Source organism: Flavobacterium sp. (genome assembly GCF_030146175.1).
Classification (GTDB): Bacteria; Bacteroidota; Bacteroidia; order Flavobacteriales; family Flavobacteriaceae; genus Flavobacterium.
In genome coordinates, this window is record NZ_JASLCE010000016.1 from 1 (window position 1) to 19,279 (window position 19,279).

Here is a 19,279-nt window from a genome sequence, read left to right on the forward strand (position 1 = left end):
CGGGTGTGGACAACATCTATATGGCGATTCCGGTTTGTGGTGTGGAAGTGGTTTCTTTGGTTAGAGATGCGAAGACCGGTGCTAAATTATCAGGTGCCCGTGTAGCGATCTTAGACGAGAAGAACAACATCATTTCGACTAAAACAACTGAAGCAGACGGTACGGTATCGTATGCGGTTGAGTGTGATAAAGCCTACACTATTCAAGTAGCTAAAGACGGTTATGAAAGTAACAACTTCCCGGTTAGCAAAACCAAAGGAGGTATTGTAAACATCAGCGCCGACTTACAGCCAATCGAACAGATCGTAACCGAAAAAGAAGTGGTATTGAACGATATCTATTTCGAATTCGACAAGAGCAATATCACCCAACAAGGTGCTTTTGAATTGGATAAGCTAGTACAAGCGATGATTGCCTATCCAAACATGGTGATCATGGTTAAATCCCACACCGATAGCAGAGGTAGCGATAAATACAATATGAATTTATCCGACCGTCGTGCGAAGTCTACGGTTCAGTATATCCTTTCCAAAGGAATTGCTAAGAACAGAATCTCCGGAAAAGGTTACGGAGAGAGCGAGCCTAAAGTAAACTGTGGTGATAACTGTACGGAAGAAGAATATGCACAAAACAGACGATCAGAGTTCCTGATTGTTAAGAAGTAATACTATTTTATAACACCTGACAGGTTTTGGAAACCTGTCAGGTGTGAAAATATAAAACAAAAAAAGGGTTGTCTTGCGACAACCCTTTTTTATTATGATACTGCTTTTAATCGTTGTAACAGATTTTTGTCCAACGAATGTTCCGCATATTTTTTGTCGATTACCAGTTCTTTTTCATCCGAACCTGGTAATTCGTACATCGCATCGGTTAAGATCGCTTCGCATAACGAACGCAATCCTCTGGCACCTAATTTATACATCAGCGCTTTGTCTACAATAAAATCTAACGCATCGTCGGTAATGGAAAATTCCACATCGTCCATTGCGAATAGTTTTTTGTATTGCTTTACCAGAGCATTTTTAGGTTCCGTCAGAATCGCACGTAACGTTTCGCGATCCAAAGGATCCATATGTGTTAACACTGGTAAACGTCCGATAATCTCCGGTATCAATCCGAAATCTTTGATGTCTTTCGGGATGATATACTGTAACAGGTTGCTTTTATCCACCTGATCCGCATTTTTAGACGCGGTATATCCTACCGCCTGATGGTTTAATCGTTTGGAAATGATACGCTCAATACCGTCGAAAGCACCACCTGCGATAAAAAGAATGTTTTGCGTGTTTACCTCAACAAACTTCTGATCCGGGTGTTTACGTCCTCCTTTAGGCGGTACATTTACTACAGTTCCTTCCAGTAGCTTTAGTAAGGCCTGTTGCACTCCTTCTCCGGATACATCTCTGGTGATGGATGGGTTATCACTTTTACGGGCAATTTTATCAATCTCGTCGATAAATACAATTCCGCGTTCCGCTTTTGCCACATCATAATCGGCAGCCTGTAAAAGACGGGTTAGAATACTTTCCACATCTTCTCCCACATATCCGGCTTCGGTCAATACCGTAGCATCCACAATTGCCAAAGGAACATTTAGCATTTTGGCGATGGTTTTGGCTACTAATGTCTTACCGGTACCGGTTTGTCCCACCATAATGATGTTACTTTTTTCAATTTCCACTTCATCGTCCAGCTGTTTTTGCAACAAACGTTTGTAGTGGTTGTAAACGGCAACGGACAATACTTTTTTGGTTTGCTCCTGCCCGATTACATACTGATCCAGAAACGCACGTATTTCCTTAGGCTTGCTCAACACCAAATCGGCCAGCAATCCTGAATTCTCACTCTGTTTTAATTCTTCTAAAACAATCCCGTGTGCCTGTTCAATACATCTGTCACAGATATGCGCATTGATTCCGGCAATCAGCAGGTTTGTTTCTGGCTTTTTTCTTCCACAAAAAGAACACTCTAATACTTCTTTAGCCATTTTTATTTTCTTAAAAAGTGAAGATGCCGTAAAGCATCTTCAAAAAAATTATTGTCTGATTAATACTTCATCGATCATTCCGTATGCCTTAGCCTCATGTGCAATCATCCAGTAATCACGGTCACTGTCATGGTGTACTTTATCCATAGGCTGTTTGGAGTGCTTCGCAATGATTTCGTATAACTCGGTTTTTAGTTTTAAGATCTCACGGGTTGTGATTTCGATATCGGAAGCCTGACCTTGCGCTCCTCCAAGCGGTTGGTGGATCATCACACGGGAATGTGGTAAAGCAGAACGTTTTCCGTCGGCTCCGGCACATAATAAAACCGCACCCATAGAAGCCGCAATTCCGGTACAAATGGTAGCCACATCCGGTTTAACCAATTGCATTGTATCGTAAATTCCCAGTCCGGCATATACACCGCCACCCGGTGAATTGATATAGATACTGATGTCTTTTGTCGCGTCTACACTTTCCAGGAACAACAATTGCGCTTGAATAATGTTCGCTACATAATCGTCGATCCCTGTTCCCAAAAAGATAATTCTATCCATCATTAATCGGGAGAAAACATCCATAGAAGCCACGTTCATTTGACGTTCTTCTATGATATATGGTGTCATACTACTTACGATTTTATCGTAATACATGCTATTGATACCGTGATGTCTGGTAGCATATTTTTCAAATTCTTTTCCGTAATTCATAGTAATTTTTTTGTTTAAAATTAAAAAGAGCGCCAGACAAATCTGTCTGACGCTCAAATATACTTATTTTTTAGTACAAATTATTCTCCGTACATTTCTTTAATAAAGTCTTGGTAAGAAACTTCTTTAGTTTTTGCAGAAACCTTTTCTTTGAAAACATTTAGCATCTTTTCGTTCATTACCTGCTCTGAAAGACGTTTTACTTCTTCCTGGTTTGACAATACACGCGCTACGATATTTTCTACCTCAGCATCAGACGGATCCATTTGTCCGAATTGCGCCATTTGCTTTTTGATCAAGTCAGCAGTGAATGCTTTTAGATCTTCGAAAGTGATTTGTAAGTTGTTTTCAACGATTACTTTGCTTTCGATTAATTGGTAACGTAATCCTTTTTCCGATTTTGCGTACTCTTCGTTCGCTTGCTCTTCCGTTAATGGATTCTCCCCTACAGTCTGGATCCATTTTTTAAGGAATTCAGCTGGCAAATCGAATTTTGTGTTTTCGATTAAGAACTCCGTAACATCGTTTAAGAATTTCTGATCCGCCTGCGTAGCAAATTGCTTATCCGCATCTTCTTTGATTTTCTCTTTTAATTGCTCTACAGAAGTTACTACTCCTTCTCCGAACAATTTATCCAATAACTCCTGGTTGATTTCCGCTTTTTCAGTCGTGTTGATTTCTTCGATTGTAAAGTTTACTTCGATATCCAAACCGTGAACGTCATCATGACCTACTTTCAGGTAATCCATCAATTTGTGATCATCATCAAACAAACCTTTAGTGCTAACGGTTACTACGTCACCCACTTTTTTACCGATGAATTTTTTGATCGTTTTTTTATCTTTAAAGATATCCAACGTGATGTTTGTGGTATTGTTGATTCCTTTTTCCTCGTTTGAGAAAGTACCTCTTAAATCATCTCCTTCTTCCACTTTCTCTTTGGAAACCAATTTCCCGTATTGTTTTTGGATACGCTCCACTTGCTCTTCCAACATAGCGTCGTCTACAACGATGTTGAATTTAGTCACGTCATTTTTCGCTGTTAAATCAACCGAAAATTCCGGAGCAAGACCTAATTCGAATTCGAATTTATAATTATCGGTATCCCAATCGAAATCTTCCGTAACTTTTGGAAGTGGATTTCCAAGGATATCTAATTTTTCTTCAACTAAATAGTTGTTTAATGAATCTTGCAACAATTTATTTACTTCATCAAGAAGAACCGCTTTACCATATTGTTTTTCAATTAAACTCATTGGTACAGCACCTTTTCTGAATCCAGGGATACTAGCATTTTTGCGATAATCTGCTAAAACTTTTTGAACCTGACCAGCATAGTCTTCTTTTGTAACTTCAACTGTTACAATCGCATTTAATGCATCAACATTGTTTCTTGTAATATTCATTATTTTATTTTTTACATACTAAAATTGGGTTGCAAAATTATATATTTTTTACAACCCAACCAAGTTTTTAACTTATTGTATCTCAATAAGCTAAAAAATATCTTTTAAAATCGTGTTTTCTACTTTAGTCTTTCACAAAAAGATTCAGTAACCACTGACAAACGGAAAGCACAACACTAAAAAGTAACGCACTTACAAAGGATTTCACTTCGAAGCCATCGATCAGATAATCACAGATCAGAATCATCACAGCATTGATCACCAACAGGAACAATCCCAGTGTTATCACCGTCACCGGTAAGGTAAAAAACACCAGTATGGGTTTTAAAAACGTATTCAGCAAAGCCAGAACTACCGCAACAATAAGCGCAGTCTTGATACTATCTACCGAAATACCCGGTAAAAAATGGGCGATCACCACCACAAGGATGGTCGTAAGAAGGAGTCTAACAAGTAAATTCATATTATTTTGTTTCGTTTCGTGTTATAAAAATATAAAAAAGCACTGAATAATCAGTGCTTTTTATAGTGTAATACCTTACGGTGTTTTTAATTTGTAACCAAAACGGTCGCTCCCGGATAGGTTCCGGCGCTTACCAATGGTAATTTTGCATGGTAGTAGTTGTTGATCACTTTGATTACCTCATTCGCGATAACAGCATACCCTCTAGCATTCGGGTGTACTCCATCCAAAGAGAATAATACGGTATTAACACCAGCCGTACTAAAATAGTTAGCGGTATAAATCTGACCGTCTTCTACTCGCAATCCACTCACCAATTGGTTCATGATCGCATTCATATCGGCTACTGCTAAGTTTTTAGCAGCTGCTTTTGCACGGATGATATTGTTAAAATCGGTAGTCGCTGCAGCAATGGCATCTTTTTCAGATGGAATCAAAATGTGTTTGTCTTCCAATGGGAATGTAATACCATATTTATCAAGCGGAGCCGGGATTCCGGCAGGAGCTGTTCCGATAGCTGTTCTGGTTGTTAACAACACCAAATCGTTATTGGTTGTTTGTCTTGCCTGTCCGAAGATTTGTCCGTATTGTGCGGCCAATACCGGTCCTAATGTTGGTGTAAACGCAGCTGTTAACTGAGCCGAAAGGTTGGTTAACGTTTCATCTTTAATCAACAATGGATTTTGACCCGTTGCAGAAAGCAGATTGATACGATCTCCAGCTCCAAAAGCTGTTAAAGCCTGTTTAAGCGGACCATATAATTGTGTATTTAACGCCTGAATGGTTCCGGCACCTGTAGGATCTGCCTGACTCGCTAATAAAGCTGCTGTAATCGGGTTGTACGGAACGGTTGTAAAGAAAGGAATTGCTGTTACCGAAGGAATCGTAGCCACAACACCTTTAGCGCCGTTTGCCGTTAACTGATCGATAATCGCACCATAAGCCGCAGAAAATACGGCAGACGGTGTAATATCAGCCGAACCGGTTCCCGCTGTCGAGCCTGATCCACCATTGGTTGCATACCCTAACACGTCATTATTTCCAATCCAGTTGGTAAAGAACGTCGGGTTTTTCGTCATCGCATCACCAATCACTGTTGAATTTGGTGTTACCGCATGACGTACAAAGTAAGGGTTTGCCGTTCCTGTCGCTAAATTGGCGATATTTCCGTACCCCTGTAATGTTAAATGGAATGTTTTTGCTCCCGGTACTCCCATGTTATTATAAGCCGTAGCCTGTAATGTAGATGGACTTACATTGATCGTTGAGGTTCCTGCAATATTTTGAGGTCCACCAACTGAAGCGTTAATAATCAATCGTGTTGGAAACGCATTTGCCTGTGCACTTGGAAAAGGTTGTCCGTTAATCAATAAACCACCAAGATTACCGGTATCTTCTGCGTAAGACGGTTGTATAAATTCACCTCCCCCTACAACGGCAAACTGGTGTGCCAAAATGTTCGGAAAGGAATATTGTTGTCCTACTCGAGACACGGTACCATCCATGTATCCGGAGGTCAATGAGTTTCCGATGGCTACATACGAACTAAAATCAGCATCTCCGGCCGAGTAACTCGCATTGCTCACCTCGTTTTCAAATTCCGGCTCACAGGATGCTAATCCTAACGAAGCCAAAACAGCAAAGTATATAAATTTATTTTTCATGTTAAATTCCGATAAAAAGATTAGACGATTAAGACTTAGAAGCTATAGGTTACCCCTAAACCTGGTGAAAACACCGATGATTTATACGTTCCGCCAAAACTAACGTTTTGGTTAGCTCCTTCTGTGTAGTGGTCATAGCTGTTATCCACTTCGTCGAAATGCAGGTATAGGAATGAAACATCAATACCAAAACGTTTTCCAATCTGGTATGTCAAACCTCCTGTATATCCCATAGAACTGTTTCTTGGTGTTTCCGGAGCGAAGTAACCATCCTGAACCGGACTTTCGTCATGATACCATCCGGCACGGAAAGTAAACTTTTCATTCGCTTTATATTGTGCACCTACTCTATAGGTAGTGGCATCTTTATAATTTCTCGGATTTATAGAAGTTGGCGCACCGTTGGCAAACTCAACTACCAAAGCTTTGTAGGCACTCCACATGGCTCTGTTGATATCGAATGCTACCAAGAATTTATCGGTAATCTGGTACGATAAACCGGCTGTTAATTCAGCTGGCAAAGGTAGATCGGCATTAAACTGCGTATTCGTTAAAGTTCCCTGTAAGAAAGCTGGCACATCGTGGAATGTAGCATCCCCATCACGGGCTTCCATTACGATTTTAGAACGGTAGTTAACCCCTAAACGCATTTTATTGGTTGGGTTAAACATAAAACCTACGTTATATCCCCAACCGGAAATTCCTTTTGCATCCAAGGTTACATCCGGACGATTTCCGTTTGCATCGGTAATATTGTCACCACGGAACAGGTTTCTGTTGAATTCAACCGAACCGTTCACATAGATAGGTCCACCACCCACACTGAAATATTCGTTTACTTTTAAAGAGATTGTTGGCTGAACATAAAACGATTTCAAATCAATTTTATTTACTAAATGAGCGCCCTGCCAATCCTGATTCCAGGCTACTTCACTACCATATGGTGTATACACCGCGATTCCGGCAGAAAGCCAGTCCGTTATTCTGTAAGAAGCATAAATATTGAAAGGCGTTCCGGTATTACTTGTAGAAGCATTCCAATTGTACATTTCATTCTGGAATTTTGTCTTTGCTGTAAGGATATTAGCACCAACAGAGATATTAAATCGATCTTTCAAGTAGGACATCCCTGCTGGATTAAAGAACAATACCTCTGCACTATTTACAACAGCAACTCCCGTATGTCCCATTGCCAATTGCTTCTGCCCTTGAAGACTCACACGATACCCGCCTGCAAAAGCACTCGAGGAAGCCAGAGCTAACAATGTTAAAGATAGCAGTTTTCTCATAAGTTAAAAATGTGTTAGTTTTATTTGTTACGTTCGAATATTGATTATATCAAATTTATAACAAAATATGGATTTTACAATTTTTTTAAGAAAAATATTATGCACTCATAATATTTATTCTTTTATATTAACAACCTTATAATTTTATCCTTTTAGGAATGAAATTACAGCTTCAAAAAAAGCAGTCGGATTTTCGGCATGAAGCCAGTGTCCTGCATTTTTAATCGTTTCAATTTTGGAAAACGGAAAATGATGCTCGATCAATTCGACATCTTCACTTTTGATATAACCCGACTTTTCGCCTTTTAAAAAGAGTACCGGCTTCTCAAAATGACCTTCATACGGCAATGATTCTCCTATCACCTCCTGATTTCTTACAAAAACCTCCAAATTAAATCGGAAGGCCAATTGTCCCGGTTCTTTCCAGTACAGGTTTTTCAACAGAAACTGTCGTGTACCAAAGTCCGGAATATAGGTTTCAACGATAGCTTCCACCTCGCTTCTACCCGGTTTTTGAGAAAAGTCGACCGCACTTAAACCTTTTAATATATCCTGATGATGCGGCGCATATTGCTTTGGACCGATGTCTGCCACAATCAGCTTATCTACCAGTTCCGGATAAGTAACAGCCACTAACATTGCTACTTTCCCACCCATAGAATGTCCCAAAAGATCAATATGGGTCAGATTGTGTTGCTGACAATATTCATAGACATCATCGGCCATCAATTGATAACTGAACGCATCCGAGTGAAAACTTTTCCCGTGGTTACGTAGGTCCAGTGCATGAACTTCATAGCCTTGAGCTGCAAACTGGGTTCCCAATGTTTTCCAGTTGTCCGACATTCCCAAAAAACCATGAATGATAAGCAATGGCTTTCCCGAACCTTCAATTCTTGAATACAAACTCATTATTTCATCCGTTGTAAATACATATTCACTACATTCTCCAGTCCGAGGTAAATCGATTCCGAAATCAGCGCATGTCCGATCGAAACTTCCAACAATCCCGGTATATTCTCTTTAAAGAATTTAATGTTATCCAAACTCAGGTCGTGTCCGGCATTAATACCTAGATCCAGTTCGTTGGCCAATGCCGCCGCCGCCGCATACGGTTCGATTCCATTATAATTCCCTAAACCGTACTCATGTGCAAAGGCTTCGGTATACAATTCAATCCGATCGGTTCCGGTTTCTTTGGCTCCGGCAACCATTTCCAGCACCGGATCGACAAAAATGGAGGTTCGGATTCCGTTACGTTTAAACTCGGCAATCACCTCTTTTAAAAAATCTTTGTTTTTGATAGTATCCCATCCGGCATTTGATGTTAGTGCATCATCCGCATCCGGTACCAATGTTACCTGAGTGGGCTTGGTTTCCAAAACCAGATCCATAAATTTCTTTACCGGATTCCCTTCAATATTATATTCGGTATGCACAACCGCAACCAAATCTCTCGCATCCTGATAACGGATATGTCTTTCGTCTGGCCGCGGATGAACTGTAATTCCCTGCCCGCCAAATTTCTGAATATCGATAGCCACCTGTAGTAGGTTGGGCACATTACCACCTCGTGAGTTGCGCAACGTCGCTATTTTATTAATATTTACTGAAAGTTTTGTCATAATCAATCTATTTTCCCACAAAAATACAAAGTATAATTAAGCGGTAATATCCTATTTTTTGATTATTTTGCATTCGATTATAAGACCTGCTACCATGACTGAAATTTCCGACTACATCATTAAAGAAATCAATCCGCTTTGTACCGACGAAAGCATCGAAACGGCACAGGACCTTTTTCTGGAATTTCCGTATAGTCATTTTCCGATAGTCGAAAATGGCATTTATATCGGATGTATCGGCGCGCACGATGTAGAATTACTGGATCACGATATGAAAATCGGTGATTTCCGGTATACCTTCGAACGCTTTTTTGCCCGCAAAGACACGATGTGGCTGGATGTTTTGGAAGTTTTTGCCAAAAACGAAACCAATCTGGTTCCGGTTCTGGACAACGACAACAACTATCTGGGTTATTATGAGATGGACGACATCATCCGTTTTTTCCACGAAACACCTTTTTTACGGGAAGAAGGCGGTATCCTTATCGTCGAAAAAGGTGCAGAAGAATACAGCATGAGTGAAATCAGTCAGATCGTCGAAACCAACAATGCCCGCATATTGGGGATGTTTATTTCGAAAGTCGAAATGGATCGCGTTCAGATTACGGTTAAGATAAGTCTTGGTGGTTTAAACGAAATCATTCAGACCTTCCGCCGGTATAATTATGAAATCGTTTCCGAACACCAGGAAGACGCCTATCTGAACAACCTGAAAGACCGATCGGACTACCTGGACAAATATTTAAACATTTAAAAGATACGTATGAAAATAGCAATTTACGGTTACTACTACCAGAAAAACACCGAAGAGATTATCCATAAAGTATTCGATGTTTTTAAAAACTATGAAACTGAGGTGGTTTTTGAAGCCGACTTTCATACGACATTACTGGGAAAAGGGATTATCAACAAATCGTATCCGACATTTTCCAATCATACCCAACTCGACAGTTCCGTTGCTTTTTTTATCAGCATTGGAGGCGACGGTACGATGTTGCGTGCGGCAACTTATGTTAAAAACAAAAACATCCCGATTGTAGGAATCAATGCCGGACGACTTGGTTTTTTAGCCAACGTACAACAGGATGCCATTGAGCATCTGTTACCGCTATTATTCGAAGGAAACTATAAAATTTCGCAACGCTCTTTATTAAGTCTGGAGTGTTATCCGGAGGAATGCAATATTTATGATCTGAATTTTGCGCTGAACGAAATCACCGTTTCCCGAAAAGACACTACTTCGATGATCACCATTGAAACCTGTCTGAATGGCGAATATTTAACCTCCTACTGGGCAGATGGTCTGATTATCTCCACTCCAACCGGATCGACCGGTTATTCCCTAAGCTGTGGCGGTCCCGTGATCACACCGGAAGTAAAATGTATTATCATCACCCCTATAGCGCCACACAACCTGAATGTTCGTCCGTTGATTATTTCCGACGATACCGAAATCAAACTTAAGGTTTCCGGAAGAGAGCCTCAGTTTCTGGTATCGCTTGATTCCGGCACCAAGGCGATCGACAATGAAACCGAGATCCATATTAAAAAAGCACCGTTTACCATAAACATGGTTGAATTTCCGGAAGAAGGCTTCCTAAAAACGCTTCGCAATAAATTACTTTGGGGAGAAGACAAAAGAAATTAAACGATTTTTTGAAATTGAAGTCATACTAGAAACGGCAATATCCCGTTTTATTGTTCTATGCCAGATCGCCTCAGTCAAAAAAAAGCTGAAAAAACGAGCAATTAAATGGTTTAGAAATCAATATTATTATATTTGCACACTATTTTAGAAAAATGAGTCGAATTCTTATTGCATTTTTACTGGTATTTACCTTCACAAGTTCGCACGCTCAGATTAATGAGCTGGGTATTTTTTTAGGTGGAAGCAACTATGTAGGAGATGTAGGACCAACGAGTTACATTGCTCCAAAAGACTTTGGTTTCGGGATCTTATACAAATGGAACCGAAGCAAAAGACATTCCTACAGAATTTCCTACACACAGGGAAAAATAAGCGCAAGTGATGCCGACTCGAAGGTTTCCGGAAGAAAGGACCGGGGTTACAGCTTTGAAAATTCCGTAAAAGAATTATCTTTAGCACTCGAATTCAACTTTTTTGATTTCGATTTACATGATTCCGGACCGATGACTACTCCTTATATTACAACAGGAGTGAGTTTATTCCGCTATGACGAATTGTACGTATTGAACGGTACCACCCGTACAGACGATTCCCGAAATGCTTTTGGTATTCCGATTATTGCGGGAATCAAAACAAGGCTGACGGATAATTTTATCCTGGGATTTGAAGTAGGTGCCCGTTATACTTTTACAGACAATTTGGACGGAAGTAATCCCAAAAACGACCAGTTTAAGCGATTACAATTCGGAAATCTAAACAGTAACGACTGGTATGTTTTTTCGGGGATAACCCTAACATATACATTTGGTCAAAACCCATGTTTTTGTGCAGAATAAATAAATGGATTTAGAAAATACAATTAATAAAGAAAACCTTCCCAAACATCTGGCCATCATTATGGATGGTAACGGTCGTTGGGCAAAACAAAAAGGGATGCTCCGTGCGTTTGGCCATGAAAACGGTACCAAATCGGTACGGACAACCGTAGAATGTTGTGCCAAACTTGGGATTTCATTTCTTACACTTTACGCTTTTTCGACCGAAAACTGGAACCGCCCAAAAGTTGAGGTGGAAACCCTGATGAAACTTTTGGTCAAATCCCTAAAAAGCGAACTTCCGACTTTACAGAAAAACAGCATCCGTCTAAATTGTATCGGTTCGATACAGCATTTACCGGATTCGGTTCGAAAAGAACTGATGGAAGTTATTGAAAAGACACAAAACAACTCCCGAATGACGTTAACACTGGCGCTGAGCTACGGTTCCCGTGAAGAAATCATTTCAGCTGTAAAAAACATCAGTGATAAAGTTAAAAATAATATAATTTCATCAGCCCATATTGATGAATCAATTATAAATCAGCATCTTTACACGCATAATTTACCCGACGTCGACCTGGTTATCAGAACAAGCGGCGAACACCGTATCAGCAACTTTTTATTATGGCAAATTGCTTATGCAGAGTTCTACTTTACTGACGTACTATGGCCTGATTTTAGAGAAAAAGATTTATATGAGGCAATCATCAGCTATCAAAAAAGAGAACGTAGATTTGGAAAAACCAGCGAACAAATTAAATAATTTACAAATGCTTCAAAAAGGAATACAACTACTTTTTGCTATTATAATTTTAGGAAACATTTCCAAATTAAATGCTCAGGAACAACCGCATACCGGACCTGAAACGGGTCGACAATACATATTAGCAGATGTAGATGTTACGGGAAAAATCAGTTATAACCAACAAACGGTTGTAACCTTTTCCGGTTTGGAAAAAGGACAAATGATCAGTGTTCCCGGAGAGGAGATCAGTAATGCCATTAAAAAACTTTGGAAGCTTGGACTTTTCAACGATATCAACGTTTATTTCAATAAAATTCAGGGCGATAGTATTTTCCTGGAGTTAAATATCCATGAATTACCAAAATTACAGGATGTAAAATTCACGGGTGTTAAAAAAGGAAAGAGCGAAGAGTTTATCAAAGACAACGACCTTAAAAAAGGAAAGGTTGTCAATGAAAACTTAATTACCACAACGCGTAATTACATCGAAAACAAATATAAAAAAGACGGTTTTTTCAACACGAAAGTAACCATCAATACCATTCCTACCGATTCAACCGAGCACAATGTGAACATGGTTATTCTGGTAGACAAGGGCAAAAAGGTAAAAGTTTCGGACATTGAAGTCACCGGAAACCAGATGATGTCGGCTTCCAAAATCAAAAAAGCGATGAGCAACACCAAAGTGCGCAATCCTTTTAACCCGATGCGTCTTTTCAAGTCTTCAAAATACATCAAAGACAAATACAAGGAAGACTTAACTTCCATTGTTGAAAAATATAAAGAAAAAGGTTATCGCGATGCCCGTATCACCTCCGATACGGTTACCTATAACAAACAAGACAATACCGTAGCGATCAAATTAAACGTTGAAGAAGGAAAACGTTACTATTTTGGCGACATCCGTTTCCTTGGAAACACCGTCTATACCGATCGTGAATTACGACGACTTCTAGGCATTAACAGAGGCGATGTTTATAACGGAAAAGTATTACAGGAGCGTATTGCCAACAAAAAAAGTCCGGATGCGGAAGATATTACCAACCTATACCAAAACAACGGTTATTTGTTTTCGAACATCAACCCGGTTGAGGTTCGTACGGCAAACGATACTATCGATTTCGAGATCCGAATCGTAGAAGGACCAATTGCTTACTTTAACAATGTAACGGTTAAAGGAAATGACAAAACAAACGATTATGTAATTTATCGTGAATTACGTACCCGTCCGGGACAAAAATGGAACAAACAGGACGTAATCCGTACCATTCGTGACTTGGGAGCGTTACAGTTTTTCGATGCGGAAGCCATCCGTCCGGAAGTTAAAAATGCCGATCCGTCTTCAGGAAGTGTTGACGTAGAATGGAGCGTAGTTGAAAAAGGTTCCAGCCAGGTAGAGTTACAAGGTGGTTACGGTGGTGGTGGATTCATCGGAACGTTGGGATTATCGTTTAACAACTTCTCGATCAAAAACATTTTTAACAAAAGTGCTTACCGACCGTTACCGATGGGAGACGGACAAAAAATGTCGCTACGTCTTCAGGGAAGTAGCTATTTCCAAACCTATAGTATTTCCTTCCAGGAACCATGGTTAGGTGGTAAAAAACCGGTAAGTTTCTCGACATCGATTTCACACAGTAAACAATTCTTATACAACTACCAGACACGTGATGTAACACGAAACCAAAGTTTCAACATTACAACATTATCGGTAGGATTAGCGAAACGTCTTACAATTCCGGATGATTATTTCCAATTATCCCACGTAGTGAGTTTCCAATATTACGATTTGAACAACTATAACACCGGGTTATTTACCTTCGGTAACGGTTCGTCTAAAAACCTTACTTATACCATTGGTTTGACTCGTAACAGTAAAGGTTTCAACCCGATTTTCCCAACTTATGGATCAGAATTTAGTATTTCTGGAAAATTTACCTTACCTTACTCGTTATTTAACGGAGTGGACTACGGTGATTTAGGTAACCAAGAGGCCTATAAATTGAAAAATACCGGTGCCGGATACCTGAATTCCAACAATATTTTTGTACCATCAGGATCGTATATCGATTCCAATGGAAATCCGGTAACGAATTTCCACGATGCTGCAGCTGATCAATCATTAGTGGATCAGAAGAAATTTAACTGGCTGGAATATTACAAAGTTAAATTCAAAGCCGATTGGTACACGACCATTTATAATAAATTAGTATTGCGTTCGTTAGGAGAGTTTGGATTCTTAGGAGCCTACAACCAATCGAGAGGATTAGTTCCGTTTGAACGATTCTATTTGGGAGGTGATGGATTGGCGAATTTCTCTATGGACGGTAGAGAGGTGATTCAGTTACGAGGATATCCAAATCAATCGTTAACACCAATCATCCAGGAAGGTTCTCAAAAAGGACAACAATCCGGAGGAACCATTTACAACAAGTTCTCATTAGAGTTGCGTTACCCGATTACCATGAATCCATCGGCATCGATCTACGGATTAACATTCTTAGAAGCAGGAGCCTCTTTCGATTCATTTAAATCCTACAATCCATTTGATCTGAAACGTTCGGCCGGATTTGGATTACGAGTATTTATGCCGGCATTTGGATTACTGGGAATTGACTTCGGATATGGGTTTGATGCCTTACCGGGACAAACTCAGAAAAACGGATGGGAAACGCACTTTATCATTGGACAACAGTTTTAATAAAGTTTGGCACGATAGTTGAAAAATAATATTTAATTCTATGAGAAAATATTTTTTATTGGCACTTGTAACATTTGTTAGTATCGCTTCGAATGCGCAAGGTAGAGGAATCCGAATAGGTTATATCGATATGGAGTATATTCTGGAAAAAGCACCGGAATATGCCGAAGCGAAAAATCAGCTGGAACTAAAAGCACAAGGCTGGAAACAGGAGATCGAGGCCAAAAAAAATGAAATCAATAAATTAAAGGAAAGCCTTAAAACAGAAAAGGTTTTGCTTACTAAGGAATTAATTACCGAACGAGAAGAAGAAATCAAGTTCCTTGAAACGGAAATGTTGGATTATCAGCAAAAACGTTTTGGACCGCAAGGCGATCTGATGACTCAGAAAACCATGCTGGTAAAACCAATACAGGATCAGGTATTTAATGCTGTTCAGGATATTGCCGAAGCCAAAAAATACGATTTTGTATTCGACAAATCATCCGATCTGACGATGCTTTTTGCAGCACAACGTTTTGACATCAGTGATCAGGTATTACGAGCACTAACCCGTTCGCAGAAAAAAGAGCAGTTGAGTAAAAAACAGCAAAAAGAACTGGAAGCCCAGGAACGCAAAGAAGATATGGATAACGCCAATCCGGATCAGGTGGAACGTCAACGAAAAATTGACGAAAGAAAAGCAGCTCGTGAAAAACTAATTGCCGATCGTAAAGCGGAACTAGAAGCCCGAAAACTGGAGCAGGAAGAAAAGAGAAAACTACTACTTGAAGAGCGAAAAGCAAAACAAGGTGGTAACAAAACCGAAAATAAAGCGACTGATAAAACAGTTGAAAAAGCAGCAGACGGAACTCAGGTAACCACACCTGCAGCAGATCCAAAAGCCGACATTAAAGCGGCACAACAGGAAGCCCGTGAAAAAGCGGCTCAGGAACGTCAGCAAAAAATTGACGAGCGTAAAAAAGCCTTGGAAGAGCGTAAACAAAAAATACTGGAAGAAAGAGAAAAGGCTAAAAAAGAGCGCGAAGAAAAATTGAAGAATAAGACAACAGAAAATAAATCAGAAAATTAAATTAAATACCTAAAACAATGAAACAGTTAAAAACTTTACTTATCGCTGCTGCACTTTTCATTGGTGCTAGTCAAACTATTTCTGCACAGGCGAAAATAGCGCATATCAACGTAAGTGAATTGATGACAAGCTACCCGGATATGAAAACCGCACAGGCTCAAGTGAAAAAAATTGGTGAGACATACGATGCACAATATAAAACCATGGTTAGCGAGTATCAAACCAAATTGAAAAAATACGAGTCGGAAGCTGCAACAGTAACAGAAGCAATCAACGAAACACGTTCTAAAGAAATGCAGGACATGGGTCAGAGAATCCAACAGTACAGAGAAAACGCTGGAAAAGAATTACAACAAAAAGAATTGGATCTTGTAAAACCAATCATGGAAAAAGCAAGAACGGCTATCCAGAAAGTAGCGAAAGCAAAAGGATATCAGTATGTTTTAGATTCAACTGACGGAAGTGGTGTAATTTTAGCTGACGGTCCGGATTTATTAGGTGACGTTAAAAAAGAATTAGGATTTAAATAATCATTATATTCATAAAAATAAAACTGCTCTTTTTCCAAGGGCAGTTTTTTTTTATATTTGTGTAATGAGTAGTAAAAACCCCATAGGCTTATTCGACTCCGGTGTTGGAGGCATTTCGATCTGGAAAGAGGTACATCAACTCCTCCCTCATGAAAACACCATCTATTTAGCCGATAGTAAAAACGCCCCTTATGGTCAGAAGACCAAAGAAGACATTATCCGTTTAAGTTGCAAAAATGTTGATTATCTAATCGAACGCGGTTGCAAAATGGTAATCGTTGCCTGTAATACGGCAACAACCAATGCGATAAAAGAACTACGTGCCCGCTATGACATCCCCTTTATTGGTATCGAACCGGCGATTAAACCGGCCGCCAATCAGACTCAGACCGAAACCATCGGAATCCTGGCCACAAAAGGAACGTTAAACAGCGAGTTATTCCACAAAACCATAGCGAACTACCAACACCTCAATATCATTGAACAGGTGGGCTATAATCTCGTTCAACTGATCGAAAACGGCGACCTTGAATCCGAAGAGATTAAAGAGCTATTAAAAACCTATCTCGATCCGATGGTAGCCGCCAATATGGATTATCTGGTTTTGGGTTGTACCCACTACCCTTTTCTGATTCCGCAGATTAAAGAAATCATTCCGGATCATATTAAAATTATCGACTCCGGTGAAGCTGTTGCAAAACAAACTAAAAACATACTGGAACAAAACGGATTTTTAAACATATCCCACGAAGAAACACAGCATTTGTTCTACACCAATTCGAAAGCGGATGTTCTCAAAAAATTATTGGGTCCTCCCTTCTCCGACAATGTTTCCATAATCGATTTTTAAACTGAAAATTCATTATACCAAAAAGGCCATCTTTTATCTTAAGATGGCCTTTTGTATTTTACAAATCTCCGAATTGGGCAAGTAACAAACTTATTCTTTAAACCAACTGGAATACATCACGTAATTATTCGAAATACGCTCGATTTCCCCGGCGAAATCCGAAGCATTGATATCTTTTACCTTTTTAGCCGGAACACCCGCGTAAATCACTCCGGATTCCACCACAGTGTTCTGCGTTACCACCGAACCCGCAGCAATAATCGAATTACTCTTGATCACGCAATTATCCATTACAATCGCTCCCATACCGATCAAGACATTATCTTCGATCGTACAACCGTGAACAATCGCATTATGCCCGATGGAAACGTTATTTCCTATCACCGTTGGATGTTTCTGATACGTACAATGGATCACCGCACCATCCTGGATGTTTACCTTATCACCTACTTTTATATAATGTACATCACCGCGTACAACAGCATTAAACCAAACACTACATGAGGCACCAAAGGACACATCTCCGACAATAGTGGCATTTTCGGCCACATAACAATCTTCCGGGATTTGAGGATACTTCCCTCTAACTTCTTTTATAACCATAACTGTCTTTTAAAAAAATGTCCCGAATAAATCGGGACAGAATTAATAATCTCTTTATAATTAGTTAACTGCAGGACAGTGGCAATCGTATGGCTCACGCTTACAGAATAAGTTGATACCAAGTGTGATTTGATGGAATCCTGAGTTATCAAATTTTACATCACCCGTTAAGTGTGAATACGTATACGCAAACATAAAGTTTTTGTAATTCACCCCAACGATAGGAGTGATATATTGTAATTTCTGGTCACTCACGCTGTTATCAGCAACGAATTGAGCACCGTCGAAACTTCTTCTATAAGACAAACCTCCCCATAATTTACCGAAGTCCATATCTTTATAAACTTTCAGGTTGATATCGAAGGTTTTCTCTTTGGTTTTATCTACATACTGTAACATTACAGATGGCTCCCATGATAATCCGTTATCGCTGTTACCAAACACATAACCCACACTCCATAGATATTTTCTTAAGTTATCACTTTCAATATCGGTATAGATATCGCGTTTGTTCGATACGGCATTCTTAACCGTAAAGTGCGTATAGAAATCAAGGTAGTGGTAAGACGCCCCCAAATCGATATTAAAATACGAATCTTTTTGTTTCATACCGGCAACGATCGGATCAAACTCGTTTCCAAATTTGGATTCATCCAGCGTACTTTGTACCAAACCGGCACTCATACCAAATGACAACTGATTTAAATCGTTAACCCCTCTTGAAAAACGGATGTGGTGCGCATAGGTAATCTTACCTCCCATTTGCGAATGATACCCATTTTTATCATTAAAAGCAATAATACCAATACCGGATTGCTCTCCAACACTTGTATTAAAACTCAAAGTTTGTAAGGCCGGTGCATCATCTTGTCCAAACCATTGCTGTCTGGCTGTTAATCGGATTTTTCCACAATTCGCTGCTCCAGCCATAGACGGGTGTATCAGATAATAGTTGTCCGATAAATAATCAGAATAAACTGCAATCCCTTCCTGTGCAAAGGACATTTGGGATAAAAATAATGCTAAAACTAAATAACGTTTTTTAAAAATATTCATTTGGGTTATCTTTTTAATGAGAAATGCGCTTTAAACTCTTTAATATCTCCATTCTCGGTATAGGTCACTGTGAACCAGTAATCCGTCGATGGTAGCTGTTGACCGTTCATC

At 39.6% G+C, this 19,279-nt stretch carries 20 protein-coding genes; 9 read left to right on the top strand and 11 right to left on the bottom strand.

What is annotated here, in order from left to right; all coding sequences use genetic code 11:
- A partial coding sequence (locus Q1R07_RS01615; protein WP_300485294.1) for an OmpA family protein occupies positions 1–665 on the top strand: 665 nt, incomplete at its 5' end.
- Between the two features lie 92 nt (positions 666–757).
- On the opposite strand, the gene clpX is transcribed toward Q1R07_RS01615, so the two are convergent.
- The 8 genes from clpX to Q1R07_RS01655 all read right to left on the bottom strand — a co-directional run bounded on the left by clpX (position 758) and on the right by Q1R07_RS01655 (position 9,145).
- Complete coding sequence (gene clpX, locus Q1R07_RS01620; protein WP_300485296.1) at positions 758–1,990, bottom strand: ATP-dependent Clp protease ATP-binding subunit ClpX; 1,233 nt, start codon at positions 1,988–1,990, stop codon at positions 758–760.
- A 48-nt stretch (positions 1,991–2,038) separates the two neighbouring features.
- Positions 2,039–2,698: an ATP-dependent Clp endopeptidase proteolytic subunit ClpP gene (gene clpP / locus Q1R07_RS01625; protein WP_300485297.1), complete on the bottom strand. Its 660-nt coding sequence runs from the start codon at positions 2,696–2,698 to the stop codon at positions 2,039–2,041.
- An 80-nt stretch (positions 2,699–2,778) separates the two neighbouring features.
- On the bottom strand, positions 2,779–4,104 hold the full coding sequence (gene tig, locus Q1R07_RS01630) for a trigger factor (RefSeq protein ID WP_300485299.1): 1,326 nt from the start codon (positions 4,102–4,104) through the stop codon (positions 2,779–2,781).
- Positions 4,105–4,228: 124 nt separating this feature from the next.
- Positions 4,229–4,567: a phage holin family protein gene (locus tag Q1R07_RS01635; protein WP_300485301.1), complete on the bottom strand. Its 339-nt coding sequence runs from the start codon at positions 4,565–4,567 to the stop codon at positions 4,229–4,231.
- A gap of 86 nt (positions 4,568–4,653) precedes the next feature.
- A complete protein-coding gene (locus Q1R07_RS01640) occupies positions 4,654–6,231 on the bottom strand; it encodes a G-D-S-L family lipolytic protein (RefSeq protein WP_300485302.1) in 1,578 nt (525 codons plus the stop codon).
- 35 nt (positions 6,232–6,266) lie between these two features.
- The gene (locus Q1R07_RS01645; protein WP_300485303.1) at positions 6,267–7,520 is read right to left on the bottom strand and encodes an outer membrane protein transport protein; all 1,254 of its coding nucleotides are present in this window, start codon (positions 7,518–7,520) and stop codon (positions 6,267–6,269) included.
- A 144-nt stretch (positions 7,521–7,664) separates the two neighbouring features.
- Positions 7,665–8,432 carry an alpha/beta fold hydrolase gene (locus Q1R07_RS01650; RefSeq protein WP_300485305.1) on the bottom strand — a complete coding sequence of 256 codons (768 nt, stop codon included), beginning with the start codon at positions 8,430–8,432 and terminating at the stop codon, positions 7,665–7,667.
- Positions 8,432–9,145: a pyridoxine 5'-phosphate synthase gene (locus tag Q1R07_RS01655; RefSeq protein WP_300485307.1), complete on the bottom strand. Its 714-nt coding sequence runs from the start codon at positions 9,143–9,145 to the stop codon at positions 8,432–8,434. The genes Q1R07_RS01650 and Q1R07_RS01655 overlap by 1 nt, the downstream gene beginning before the upstream one ends.
- Positions 9,146–9,239: 94 nt before the next feature.
- Here Q1R07_RS01655 and Q1R07_RS01660 point away from each other — a divergent pair, with 94 nt between their 5' ends.
- The 8 genes from Q1R07_RS01660 to murI all read left to right on the top strand — a co-directional run bounded on the left by Q1R07_RS01660 (position 9,240) and on the right by murI (position 17,509).
- Positions 9,240–9,899 carry a CBS domain-containing protein gene (locus Q1R07_RS01660; protein WP_300485310.1) on the top strand — a complete coding sequence of 220 codons (660 nt, stop codon included), beginning with the start codon at positions 9,240–9,242 and terminating at the stop codon, positions 9,897–9,899.
- A gap of 9 nt (positions 9,900–9,908) precedes the next feature.
- Positions 9,909–10,793: an NAD kinase gene (locus tag Q1R07_RS01665; RefSeq protein WP_300485311.1), complete on the top strand. Its 885-nt coding sequence runs from the start codon at positions 9,909–9,911 to the stop codon at positions 10,791–10,793.
- Between the two features lie 152 nt (positions 10,794–10,945).
- On the top strand, positions 10,946–11,629 hold the full coding sequence (locus tag Q1R07_RS01670) for a DUF6089 family protein (RefSeq protein ID WP_300485314.1): 684 nt from the start codon (positions 10,946–10,948) through the stop codon (positions 11,627–11,629).
- Positions 11,630–11,633: 4 nt separating this feature from the next.
- Positions 11,634–12,374, top strand: a complete 741-nt coding sequence (locus tag Q1R07_RS01675; RefSeq protein ID WP_300485316.1) for an isoprenyl transferase — start codon at positions 11,634–11,636, stop codon at positions 12,372–12,374.
- Positions 12,307–15,057: a POTRA domain-containing protein gene (locus tag Q1R07_RS01680; RefSeq protein WP_300485319.1), complete on the top strand. Its 2,751-nt coding sequence runs from the start codon at positions 12,307–12,309 to the stop codon at positions 15,055–15,057. Before Q1R07_RS01675 ends, Q1R07_RS01680 begins: the two co-directional genes overlap by 68 nt.
- Before the next feature lie 40 nt (positions 15,058–15,097).
- Positions 15,098–16,129 (top strand): OmpH family outer membrane protein, encoded by a 1,032-nt coding sequence (locus Q1R07_RS01685; protein ID WP_300485321.1) that lies wholly within the window; start codon positions 15,098–15,100, stop codon positions 16,127–16,129.
- A 17-nt stretch (positions 16,130–16,146) separates the two neighbouring features.
- Positions 16,147–16,659, top strand: a complete 513-nt coding sequence (locus tag Q1R07_RS01690) for an OmpH family outer membrane protein (RefSeq protein ID WP_300485323.1) — start codon at positions 16,147–16,149, stop codon at positions 16,657–16,659.
- A 64-nt stretch (positions 16,660–16,723) separates the two neighbouring features.
- Positions 16,724–17,509, top strand: coding sequence for a glutamate racemase (gene murI / locus Q1R07_RS01695; protein WP_300485325.1), 786 nt, complete (start codon positions 16,724–16,726; stop codon positions 17,507–17,509).
- Positions 17,510–17,599: 90 nt separating this feature from the next.
- Here murI and Q1R07_RS01700 read toward each other — a convergent pair whose 3' ends face one another.
- From Q1R07_RS01700 to Q1R07_RS01710, 3 genes are read right to left on the bottom strand one after another with little or no spacing between them, the layout of a single operon-like run.
- Complete coding sequence (locus tag Q1R07_RS01700) at positions 17,600–18,112, bottom strand: gamma carbonic anhydrase family protein (protein ID WP_300485327.1); 513 nt, start codon at positions 18,110–18,112, stop codon at positions 17,600–17,602.
- Between the two features lie 60 nt (positions 18,113–18,172).
- Entirely contained in the window at positions 18,173–19,168 is a 996-nt protein-coding gene (locus Q1R07_RS01705) for a type IX secretion system membrane protein PorP/SprF (protein WP_300485330.1), read from the bottom strand.
- 5 nt (positions 19,169–19,173) lie between these two features.
- Positions 19,174–19,278: a T9SS type B sorting domain-containing protein gene (locus Q1R07_RS01710; RefSeq protein ID WP_300485332.1), complete on the bottom strand. Its 105-nt coding sequence runs from the start codon at positions 19,276–19,278 to the stop codon at positions 19,174–19,176.
- Between the last annotated feature and the right edge of the window lies 1 nt (position 19,279).

Excerpts from the sequence above, each read along its gene's own strand:
- murI (WP_300485325.1), top strand. The coding sequence starts at position 16,724 with ATGAGTAGTAAAAACCCCATAGGCTTATTCGACTCCGGTGTTGGAGGC.
- Q1R07_RS01635 (WP_300485301.1), bottom strand. The coding sequence starts at position 4,567 with ATGAATTTACTTGTTAGACTCCTTCTTACGACCATCCTTGTGGTGGTG.
- tig (WP_300485299.1), bottom strand. The coding sequence starts at position 4,104 with ATGAATATTACAAGAAACAATGTTGATGCATTAAATGCGATTGTAACA.
- Q1R07_RS01655 (WP_300485307.1), bottom strand. The coding sequence starts at position 9,145 with ATGACAAAACTTTCAGTAAATATTAATAAAATAGCGACGTTGCGCAAC.
- Q1R07_RS01640 (WP_300485302.1), bottom strand. The coding sequence starts at position 6,231 with ATGAAAAATAAATTTATATACTTTGCTGTTTTGGCTTCGTTAGGATTA.
- Q1R07_RS01645 (WP_300485303.1), bottom strand. The coding sequence starts at position 7,520 with ATGAGAAAACTGCTATCTTTAACATTGTTAGCTCTGGCTTCCTCGAGT.
- Q1R07_RS01705 (WP_300485330.1), bottom strand. The coding sequence starts at position 19,168 with ATGAATATTTTTAAAAAACGTTATTTAGTTTTAGCATTATTTTTATCC.
- Q1R07_RS01675 (WP_300485316.1), top strand. The coding sequence starts at position 11,634 with ATGGATTTAGAAAATACAATTAATAAAGAAAACCTTCCCAAACATCTG.
- Q1R07_RS01670 (WP_300485314.1), top strand. The coding sequence starts at position 10,946 with ATGAGTCGAATTCTTATTGCATTTTTACTGGTATTTACCTTCACAAGT.
- Q1R07_RS01650 (WP_300485305.1), bottom strand. The coding sequence starts at position 8,432 with ATGAGTTTGTATTCAAGAATTGAAGGTTCGGGAAAGCCATTGCTTATC.
- Q1R07_RS01685 (WP_300485321.1), top strand. The coding sequence starts at position 15,098 with ATGAGAAAATATTTTTTATTGGCACTTGTAACATTTGTTAGTATCGCT.
- Q1R07_RS01690 (WP_300485323.1), top strand. The coding sequence starts at position 16,147 with ATGAAACAGTTAAAAACTTTACTTATCGCTGCTGCACTTTTCATTGGT.
- Q1R07_RS01665 (WP_300485311.1), top strand. The coding sequence starts at position 9,909 with ATGAAAATAGCAATTTACGGTTACTACTACCAGAAAAACACCGAAGAG.
- clpX (WP_300485296.1), bottom strand. The coding sequence starts at position 1,990 with ATGGCTAAAGAAGTATTAGAGTGTTCTTTTTGTGGAAGAAAAAAGCCA.
- clpP (WP_300485297.1), bottom strand. The coding sequence starts at position 2,698 with ATGAATTACGGAAAAGAATTTGAAAAATATGCTACCAGACATCACGGT.
- Q1R07_RS01680 (WP_300485319.1), top strand. The coding sequence starts at position 12,307 with ATGAGGCAATCATCAGCTATCAAAAAAGAGAACGTAGATTTGGAAAAA.
- Q1R07_RS01710 (WP_300485332.1), bottom strand. The coding sequence starts at position 19,278 with ATGAACGGTCAACAGCTACCATCGACGGATTACTGGTTCACAGTGACC.
- Q1R07_RS01700 (WP_300485327.1), bottom strand. The coding sequence starts at position 18,112 with ATGGTTATAAAAGAAGTTAGAGGGAAGTATCCTCAAATCCCGGAAGAT.
- Q1R07_RS01660 (WP_300485310.1), top strand. The coding sequence starts at position 9,240 with ATGACTGAAATTTCCGACTACATCATTAAAGAAATCAATCCGCTTTGT.